The following is a 2,630-nucleotide window of genomic DNA, read 5'->3' as shown; positions in this document are numbered from 1 at the left end:
CCACGGTGGCCGGCAGCAAGACCAAGTACTACCACGTCAACTCCACAGGCGGGGGCAACGAAGCCAACGACGGCGCGACCGGCGCCGACGCCATCGCATCGGGCAAGGACGCCAGTGCAACCATTGCCGGCTCGGTGGCCATCGGTGCAGGCGCCGTCTCCGACCGCGCGATCGCAGGCACGACCGGCAACATTCCCGCGGGCAGCTCGCTGATCCCCTTCAACACGACCGACCGCACGCTGCTGGGCGCCCTCTCCGTCGGCAGCGCCACCACCTACCGCCAGATCACCAACGTGGCCGACGGCACCCAGGCGCAGGACGCCGTCACGGTGCGCCAGCTCAGCGGTGCGCTGCAGTCCTTTGCGGTCACGCCGATCCAGTACTTCCACGCGAACTCCACCGCGGCCGACTCGCTGGCCATCGGCRCGGAGTCGGTGGCGGTCGGTCCGCAGACCGTGGTCAACGGCAACAACGGCGTGGGCATCGGCAATGGCGCCATCGTGCAGCAAAGCGCGCCGGGCGGCATTGCGATCGGCCAGGGTGCGACATCGCACCTCGCCGATTCGATCGCCATGGGCACGGGCGCGTCGGCCACGGCCGTCCAAGGCGTGGCACTGGGCGCGGGCAGCAATGTGACGCAGGCCGGCGGTGTGGCCTTGGGCGCAGGCTCCGTGGCCTCTACGGGCGCGGGCGTGGCAGGCTATGTGCCGCCCACCGCCACCGACGCGCAACGCATCGCCATCGGTGCGACCACCAGCACGCTGGCGGCCGTATCGGTGGGCAATGCAGCCAGCGGCCAGTTCCGCCAGATCACGGGCGTGGCGGCGGGCACGGCCGACAGCGATGCGGTCAACGTCTCGCAGCTGAGGGGTGTGCAGGGCACGGTCGCCGCGATCGACCAGTCGACGGTCAAGTACGACAGCAATGCGGACGGCTCGGTCAACTACAACAGCGTGACCATGGGCAGCAGCACCGCCACCGGCCCGGTCACGGTGCACAACGTGGCGCCGGGCGTGACGGGCACCGATGCCGTCAACGTCAACCAGCTCAACGCGGTCAACGGCAACCTGAACAACCGCATCAATGCGGTCAACGACCGCATCGACGGCGTCGAGAAGAACGCCTATGCGGGTGTGGCCGCGGCCATGGCGCTGCAGATGCCCGGGAGCTACGTGCCGGGCAAGACCGTCATGCGCATCGGCGCAGGCTCCTTCAAGGGCCAGGGCGCGGTGGGCATCAGTTTCCGGCGCACCGCCGAAAACAACGCCTGGAGCGTCACCGGCGGCGTGGCCACCAGCCGTGCCGGGGTGGGCGCCACCGTCGGCGCGGAATGGGTCTTCAACTGATCGCCATACAGATGAACTGGACGAACTCCATCATGAACAAGCTTCTTCAAGCCAAGACCCCTGCCGCGGTTCGTGCCACGCCGCTCGCCGCGCTCTGCCTCGCTGCACTGGTGGCCGGCGGCTGCGCCAGCCCGAGCTACACCATCACGCCGGAGATGCAGGCCAGGGCTGCCTCGGAGAACCCGGCACCGCCGAAGGACAGCGACTTCCCCGCACTGGACTCGGCCAAATGGCAGCAGGGCGCCTTCCCGAGCCTCGAGGCCCTGCGCGTCATGCGCACCGGCCTGGGCAAGGACCAGGTGCGCGAGCTGCTGGGCTTTCCGCACTTCCGCGAAGGACTGGGCGGCGTGCGCGAATGGAACTACATCTTCCACTTCCGCACGGGCGCCGGCCCGGAGTACATCACCTGCCAGTACATGGTTCGCTTCAATGCAGATGTGTTGACCCACGGCATGTATTGGAAAGGGCCGGGCTGCGCGGACCTGCTCAAGCCGCCGCCTGCAGCAACGAAGCCCGTCGCGACCGTGCAGCCGGCGATTGCTCCTGCGAAGACGACACTCGGCGCCGACGGCCTGTTCCGCTTCGATGGTCGCTCGTTGGCCGACTTGCTGCCTGAAGGGCGGCGCCAACTGGACACTCTGGCAAGCGACATCAAGAGCAGCGTCAGATCGGTGAGTGCGATCAAGGTGACGGGCCATACCGACCGGCTCGGCAGCAATAGCTACAACCAGGCGCTCTCGCTGGCGCGCGCCAGTACCGTCCGCGACTACCTGGTGCAGGCCGGTGTGCCAGCCCAGACCATGCAGGTGCAAGGCAAGGGCGAATCGGAGCCGAAGGTGCAATGCGCACAGACCCGACGGGCGGAGCTGATCGACTGTCTCGCGCCGAATCGCCGCGTCGAGATCGAAGTCTTCGCAGAGCGATGAACTCCGTGACGGGCCTCGCCGAACGGCCAGGCCCGTGGCCTCGATGGCTTGACTGCCTGGAAAAAATAATCCCAAAGCAATACCCAACCAGAATTGATCCATATTGCCTACAGAAAAACTTCACGAACGCACAGGAAAAAATGTCGTGCGACCACTCAGGTCACGCATGGGCCACAGTTTTTTTACTAGAGTGCCAAAGAGATTTTTTTGAGATCTCGATGAGGCCGCGACGGCCTTGCTCAACCCCACGCTCACCGCTGTGGGGAATTCTTCATTCTCAAGACACGAAGGAATCACCATGGCAGTAGACATGTTCATGCGCGTCGAGGGCGCGAACGGCGAATCCAAGGACAAGGAC

General features: G+C 66.1%; 2 protein-coding genes. Both read left to right on the top strand.

Features of this window, described 5'->3' with window-relative positions; genetic code table 11:
• A partial coding sequence (locus tag AC1DXX_RS33260) for a YadA family autotransporter adhesin (protein WP_478138461.1) occupies positions 1-1,346 on the top strand: 1,346 nt, incomplete at its 5' end.
• A 32-nt stretch (positions 1,347-1,378) separates the two neighbouring features.
• Entirely contained in the window at positions 1,379-2,272 is an 894-nt protein-coding gene (locus AC1DXX_RS33255) for an OmpA family protein (RefSeq protein WP_478138460.1), read from the top strand.
• Positions 2,273-2,630: the final 358 nt, after the last annotated feature.

It is taken from the genome of Variovorax sp. P4_B10, from assembly GCF_056402375.1.
Note: the sequence above shows the minus strand (reverse complement) of the source record. Positions and strands in the feature narration are given on the sequence as shown.

What these genes read in the sequence shown, in the direction of transcription:
- AC1DXX_RS33255 (WP_478138460.1), top strand. Translation starts at nt 1,379, where the DNA reads ATGAACAAGCTTCTTCAAGCCAAGACCCCTGCCGCGGTTCGTGCCACG.